Consider the following 6,997-nt stretch of genomic DNA (forward strand, 5'->3'; position numbering starts at 1 on the left):
GTGCATACCGCTATAATACTTATGGCTTAAAAGCCCAATTGTTATCACTATGAATTACTCTCCAGAATACATTTTAGTCAAAGATATTCCCACTCTCAAAAGCATTATCAAACCTTTGTTTCATGCCGAAATTTTAGCATTAGATTGTGAAACAACAGGACTCGACCCTTTAACTGACACAATTAGATTAATTCAAATAGCTGCACCTAATTACCCAGTTGTACTAATTGATTTACCAGCTATATCTGTGCGCGATAGCGCAGAACACAATACCAAAAGTAATCAGCTACACTGCACCAGAGGCACTCGCACTGAAACTTATCGTTTGCTCCTCAAAAAACTCTTCTGCAATTCTGCGGTGAAAATCGCTCATAATGCCAAATTTGAATGGCAATTTCTCACCCAAGCCGGACTTCAACCTTCTGGATATTTCTTCGATACTCAACTTGCTTACCAAGTTGTGAATGCGGGAATTAAAACCAGTGCATCTTTAGAAAATGTAGCTCGTAAACTGTTGCGTATACAACTAGATAAAACCTTACAAACTAGCAATTGGCATCAACATCTGACTCCAGAACAATTACAATATGCTGCTACAGATGCTGCTATTTTACTTGACCTTTACCCAATTTTAGTCAAGAAATTAACACAGGCGAAATTGCTGAAAATTGCCCAACTGGAATTTCATTGTCTGCCTGTTGTCGCCCAAATGGAACTCAATGGAATGTTATTTGACTTATCCAGATGGCAAACGCTGGGTGCTTCTTTAGAAGCTGACAAAATAACTGCACTTCAACAGTTAAAACAACTGCGTCTTGCTGGTAAATCTCAACTATCACTGTTACCAGAATTAACGGATACTGTTAATCCTAATTCACCCCCACAAGTATTAGCTGCTCTCCAGGCTATGGGTATTGCCATACAATCAACTAACCAAAAAGATTTAGTCCCTTTGGTTAATCAATATCCTATTATTAAGGCTCTTTTAGACTATCGCCACCTTGCCAAAATTACTGCCACTTTTACTGATAGTTTACCTAAACACATTCACCCCAAAACTGGGAGAATTCACCCCAATTACTATCAACTAGGAGCAAGGTCTGGAAGATTTTCCTGTCGTCACCCACCATTACAAACCATTCCCCGTCATGCGGCAGCTAGAAATTGCTTTATTGCTGCACCTGGCTACCAAATTTTAGCAGCAGATTATTCGCAAATCGAGTTAAGAATAGTCGCGCGTCTCTCTGGTGATGCTAAGATGCGGCAAGCCTACCGTCAAGGTGCTGATTTGCACAAACTCACGGCAGCTTTAGTAACTGGTAAGCGGATCATGGAGGTTACTGAGGAAGACCGCAGACTGGCTAAAGCGATTAATTTTGGACTTATTTACGGTATGGGGGCTGCCAAACTTCGCATTTATGCTGAAACTAAGTATGGTGTGACAATGACACTCGATGAAGCGAAGGCTTTTAGAAAGCGGTTTTTTGATGCTTATTCTGGTGTAACTAAGTGGCACGAAACGATTAAGCAAGCATATTTGCGGGGTGTTAAAGAAAGTCGGACTTTAGCAGGGAGAAGACGGAGATGGGCAGATAAACCAAGGTTGGCTGAAATGCTTAATCATCCTGTGCAGGGGTTAAATGCAGATATTAATAAGTTGGCGATGGTGAAGCTGATTAAGCCGTTAACTAGGACTCATGCAAAGTTGATCTGCATTGTCCATGATGAAATTGTCCTGGAATGTCCAGAGAATGAGGTGGAGCGAGTGAGCCAAATGCTACACAGATGTATGGTTGCTGCGGCTGAAAAGTTTCTTAACCCTGTGCCTGTGGTAGTAGATATTACGGTAGGTGATTCCTGGTAACTACGGGACTTAGACAAGAATTGTCATAAAAATACGTGGTATAGCAGTAGCTATAACGATTAGGACATGGATTCCCACCTATACGGCAATAACAAGTCTATATTTTGTGCTAACCGCCCCGTTGCTATAATTGAGAAACGAGCGCGTCTTCTTGCAAGGTCAGTGGCACTCAGCCCTGAGTTACTGATAAAATAAAATCAACGTGAATTCAGATCAATTGGGCTAGAATTTAATAGCTAAATAGCAGTTTATCTCTTCCAATGAACCCCTACGCTATCCTTAATCAGAACAAATATCAACGTGTTAGTGATGGCATAATCCGACCCTTGCTAGAAAACTGCGAGACTGCCTCACATATCCTTATTTTAGTTTGGCCACAACTTGGAGATTTTGATAGTCTTGAATATGCGTGGTGGTTGCAGCGTGAAGCTAAAAACTTGACAGATAAAAAACTCGCTATTCGTGCGGTGGGAATTGGTAATCTCGCTTCTGGCACAAAATTCTGTGAATATACAGGATTTCCACCGGAAAATTTATTTGTTGAACCGAATGGAGAATTACATCGCCAACTCAATCTTTATTCTGGTCTGAATATTTCTCTCCCTGGGCTTGCTGGGTCTGGGAAAGCTTGGCTAAATCTAATTTTGATGTGTGCAGGGATTGGTAGTCCGGGAACGCTGGCGGAAGTTTTTCGGGGATACAAGGGCGACCGTCAAGCCCCTCAACTCATCGGGGAGGATGAAATCATTCAAGGTACTCCTCTACCTGCCTTCCAAGGCTCGTTTTTCCAATTAGCCGGCGGTAGTGGGTTTCAACGCCCCTTTGAGTTAGCTACTCTGCGGCTACGGAATATGGTGGAAGTTCTCAGAAATTGGCAGACTTATGTACCGAATTCTGCCTACTTAACTCAGCGCGGTGGCACTTTTTTGTTTGATAGCAAAGGTCAGTTACTTTACGAACATCGAGATCCAGGAATTCTCGGCTTTGCTGCTAATATGAGCCAACCCCTATCATTTTTATCCTTAATTGAAAACTGTGCGTAAACTATAGGAATCCGGTTTGATTCTTGTTCATTATACTGAGACTCAATCGTTGATTCGATGGGGTTTACGGTTTACAGCTTGTATGGCTTACGCCACGCTACACCACGCCACGGTATCAAAATTGGGATGGTTTGGTGCTATTCAATATCCCATTACAACACCCAAAATATTAGGAGTTGCCACATTAGTAATAGCGATTCTAATTAATCAATTGGATACAAACTATTTTCATAAAAATGTCAATTAGTGCCGGGGATAAGTTTGAAAAATTGTTATATTTTTAAACTCATCTGCTCACTGCAAAATTACACAACTTATTCCCTTACATCTAAGAATAGCAAAAACTATGGAATGGCTTAATCAACCCCCTACTTGGTCACATTCTGAGCAGCAAATCATCATTACAACTGCACCAAAAACCGATTTTTGGCGGATAACTCACTATGGTTTTATTCGTGATAGTGGACATTTCTACTTTGACCGAGTGAGTACAGATTTTGTTGTTGATGTCAAGATAAAAGGCAAATATCAAGACTTATATGATCAGGCAGGAATTATGATTCGTGCCGATGAAAAACATTGGATTAAAACTGGAATTGAATATGTTGATGGAGTGCAAAATGTGAGTGCTGTCGTCACTCATAACTATTCAGATTGGTCATTTACACCTTTATTAAATCCTCCTCATATTTTTCAGCTACGGGTTGAGCGATGTCAAGAGGCTATTCATATCGCTTATTTAGATGAATATGACCGCTATGTTCCCTTGAGAATGGCTTATTTTCCAGTTCAGCAAGATATTCAAGTCGGAATTATGTGTGCATCACCACAAGGAAATGGGTATGAGGTAATTTTTGAAGATTATCAATTAACAAAAAAAGGTGAAAATTAATGATAGATATTCAAGATTTAGCTAATTCTATCCTCCAAAAACAATCAGAATTATCAGTAGATAAAGCTTTTTTAGTTGCTGTCAGTGGGATTGATGGTTCTGGTAAAGGTTATATTACTGAAAAATTAATAACTGCTTTGAATCAGCGAAATATTCATGCTGTTGCCATTAATTTAGATGCTTGGCATAAGTTACCAAGTGAGCGATTTAATTCTGAACATCCAGGAGAGTATTTTTATCATCATGCTTTTCATTTTGATGATCTATTTCAAAAATTGATACTGCCGTTAAAAAATCAACGAATGATTAATTTAACGACTGTTTTAACTGGAATTACAGGTATACCACAAACCTATAATTATCAATTTGCAAATGTGGATGTAATTGTGCTTGAAGGAATATTTTTGCTGAAGCGATCGCTCCAACATTTCTATGATTTTAAGATTTGGATTGATTGTTCATTTGTCACTGCTTTGGAGAGAGCAATTCAGCGAAACCAAGAAGACATTTCACCAGAACAGATACTTGAGGATTACCAAAAAATTTATTTTCCTGCCCAAAAAGTTCATTTGGCAATTGACAATCCCAAATCAAGTACAGACGTGATCTATATTAATGATTTCAAGTTAGGTGTTCACCATGATCCACCGAATGCCCCTTCCTCAACAATGTAAGGTTGGAAAAATGTCAAGAAGAACCAATTAATTTACCAATCTCATCTGTCAGTCAGCTTATTCAAATAATTCTCGATGCTGATAAGCAAACGGTGAAATATCCTCACTTGACACAGGTTGAGCATAAATAGCCTGATTGCGAATAGCTTGCATTTGTTCTGATTCTCGCTCCATTGCTGGGGTAAATTGCGATCGCTGTTTTAGTAAATCCTCAAACTCAATTTGTCCTGCTCTACCTTGAGCAAAAGCATTCTCAGCACAACGACGCACAGCATTACCAATTTCGGCTGGAGTGCAAATCCTATACTCAGCCAACAGCCTCCGCCATTGCTCATCACTCCAAGGTGAATCATTACCTGAAAAAGCTGAAAAATACTTAGCTAAATGTAAATTGAAAACTTCGTATCTTGCCCCCTCATGGGGTAAATCTACAAAAAAGATATCATCAAAACGACGTACTAATTCCGCAGGTAGCATTTCTAGACGGTTGATAGTGGCAATTGTATAAACAGGTTCTTGGTGTTCCTGCATCCAAGTTAACAATCCCGCAGACAACCGCCGGGCTACACCTCCGTCTGCATTCGAGTCCCAACCAGCAAAACCTTTATCAAAATCATCCCAGTAGAGAACGCAGGGAGCAAGGGATGTTACCAAAGCGATAAATTCCTTTAAAGCTCGGTCAGGATGAGGACTACCCAATAGTACACCCCAATTAGCGGCTAACAGTGGCAAGCCCATTTTCTTGGCTGCTAACTTGGCAGATAAACTTTTACCTGTTCCTGGTGGTCCCCATAACAACATTCCTGTGGGAAACTGCAAATTATATGTTTGTGCTTCTGGTTGTAGCAAACAGGTAATAGTTTCTAACCTTGTTGCCAGTAAATCTAACCCCGCAGATGAAGGGATATCCGGTTGAGCAATGTACTCTAAACCCCGTCCCTTTAATTTGTTAACTTTATGCTCAAGAACTAATTGGGCGATATCCTCAAGTTGATCTGCAAAACCTAAACATTGCTGTAATAGCAAATTTATCTCGCCTCTGGGTAAACCTTGACAGGCACGAATTAGCAATTGCAGTGCTTGGTTTGTTGAATTTGTTTTTGAGTAAGGATAACCATTGGCTAAAGCCGAGGGCGAACAACAATCAAAAAACTGCTGTACAATCATTTCTACCTGCTGTTGGTTTGGCAATGGATTAGACAGTACAGGAATAAAAGGCTGTAATTCTAGAGGTAGTTGAACGTAAGTTTCTAGTAATACCCAGTAATTATCTTGCTGACTCCACAAGGCTTGATGATAAGCATTCAGTAATTGATAGCTAAGTTTTTGACTAATTTGGCTACCATTATTTTCCTGTAACACTCCCTCTAACAAATAAATACCTGGTTGATAGTCTGACAAAAGATACTGAAGAATATCCTTATTGTTACCCCTATTAGTTGACTGTAAGATGTACTGACTTTGATGGTGAATTAATTGTTGTAGTTCACAGTAACCGGGATTCCAGAGAAAGACTGACAAAGATTGCTCTTCACCCCATTGGTAAAACTGCTCTAAAATCTGCATTCTATCAGGTGTCTGATATTCCACAGCCACAATTGCCGTATTTTGGTTAGCTAGGGCAGGCCAGTCTGTCAACTTCATGAATTTGATGTGAATGACTTACTTACCTCTTATAGAACAAAGTCATTACCAATGCCTTAGCCTTATGGACAATTATTACTAACCAATGGGCTATATTTGTTAGCTGAATAACAGCGATATCTATTCCAGTAATAAAACCCTATCACCAAACTTGGCCGCCAGTTTGCGATCATAAGTCAACACCTGAGTATCAGATTGAATTGCTGCTGCCACGAATAAAGTATCGTAGAATGAATGATTTGCCTGGACTGCTAGTTTTAGAGCAACATCTCGAATTTGAGAACTGGAAATCATGACATCAACCAATGCTTCAGCATCTTGCATTGTATCTAATCCCATTTGCAATGGTAATTGTCGAAATTGTATCCATTGCCAAATTACATTGCCCAACTCGGCAAACAACGAATCAGGAACCACAATCTGATCTACACTTTCTAAAGCAGCGAGCGCCTGTTCATACTTGTTCTCTACGTGCAAGAGGGCATAGGCGAAAACCATCGTATCAATTACCATCAAGGTCGTCCTTCTGATTTCCAAGACTGCACCCGAATTTCTGCTTCCATCGGTAATACCTCCGCTCGTTGACGAATACGAGCAAGCACTTCATCCCTTTGCCCATAACGTTTTTGCAACAAATCGCGGACTTCTTGCTCCATCGAAACCCCCTTTTGTGCCGCCAAGCGTTTAATGCGCTCAAGCAACTCATCAGATATATTGCGAATCGTAATTGTTGCCATACGGACTCCTTTGCTAGTGCTGGTCTACTACCAGATCATTACCTAAATGATAGCACTTTGCTGGCATTCGAGTAGTTTAAATGGTTGTGACAGCAAAAATAGATTTTAAATTTCCATCATGAAATTGGAAATAAATGGAGATG

At 40.0% G+C, this 6,997-nt stretch carries 8 protein-coding genes; 5 read left to right on the forward strand and 3 right to left on the reverse strand.

What is annotated here, in order from left to right:
- The first annotated feature begins 49 nt into the window (after positions 1-49).
- The 5 genes from FJR05_RS19735 to FJR05_RS19755 all read left to right on the forward strand — a co-directional run bounded on the left by FJR05_RS19735 (position 50) and on the right by FJR05_RS19755 (position 4,473).
- Positions 50-1,864, forward strand: a complete 1,815-nt coding sequence (locus FJR05_RS19735; RefSeq protein ID WP_168645697.1) for a bifunctional 3'-5' exonuclease/DNA polymerase — start codon at positions 50-52, stop codon at positions 1,862-1,864.
- Between the two features lie 260 nt (positions 1,865-2,124).
- Positions 2,125-2,907 carry a peroxiredoxin-like family protein gene (locus FJR05_RS19740; protein ID WP_168645698.1) on the forward strand — a complete coding sequence of 261 codons (783 nt, stop codon included), beginning with the start codon at positions 2,125-2,127 and terminating at the stop codon, positions 2,905-2,907.
- A gap of 82 nt (positions 2,908-2,989) precedes the next feature.
- On the forward strand, positions 2,990-3,154 hold the full coding sequence (locus FJR05_RS19745) for a hypothetical protein (RefSeq protein ID WP_254446984.1): 165 nt from the start codon (positions 2,990-2,992) through the stop codon (positions 3,152-3,154).
- Positions 3,155-3,253: 99 nt separating this feature from the next.
- Complete coding sequence (locus FJR05_RS19750) at positions 3,254-3,799, forward strand: DUF1349 domain-containing protein (protein WP_168645699.1); 546 nt, start codon at positions 3,254-3,256, stop codon at positions 3,797-3,799.
- Complete coding sequence (locus FJR05_RS19755; RefSeq protein WP_174783788.1) at positions 3,799-4,473, forward strand: uridine kinase; 675 nt, start codon at positions 3,799-3,801, stop codon at positions 4,471-4,473. Before FJR05_RS19750 ends, FJR05_RS19755 begins: the two co-directional genes overlap by 1 nt.
- Before the next feature lie 57 nt (positions 4,474-4,530).
- On the opposite strand, the gene FJR05_RS19760 is transcribed toward FJR05_RS19755, so the two are convergent.
- From FJR05_RS19760 to FJR05_RS19770, 3 genes are all read right to left on the reverse strand, one after another.
- Complete coding sequence (locus tag FJR05_RS19760; protein WP_168645700.1) at positions 4,531-6,117, reverse strand: ATP-binding protein; 1,587 nt, start codon at positions 6,115-6,117, stop codon at positions 4,531-4,533.
- 120 nt (positions 6,118-6,237) lie between these two features.
- Entirely contained in the window at positions 6,238-6,630 is a 393-nt protein-coding gene (locus tag FJR05_RS19765; RefSeq protein ID WP_168645701.1) for a type II toxin-antitoxin system VapC family toxin, read from the reverse strand.
- Positions 6,630-6,854 carry a hypothetical protein gene (locus FJR05_RS19770; RefSeq protein WP_016948731.1) on the reverse strand — a complete coding sequence of 75 codons (225 nt, stop codon included), beginning with the start codon at positions 6,852-6,854 and terminating at the stop codon, positions 6,630-6,632. The genes FJR05_RS19765 and FJR05_RS19770 overlap by 1 nt, the downstream gene beginning before the upstream one ends.
- Positions 6,855-6,997: the final 143 nt, after the last annotated feature.

The sequence above is a fragment of the Dolichospermum sp. UHCC 0259 genome, from assembly GCF_009711935.1.
In the GTDB taxonomy this organism is placed as follows: Bacteria; Cyanobacteriota; Cyanobacteriia; order Cyanobacteriales; family Nostocaceae; genus Dolichospermum.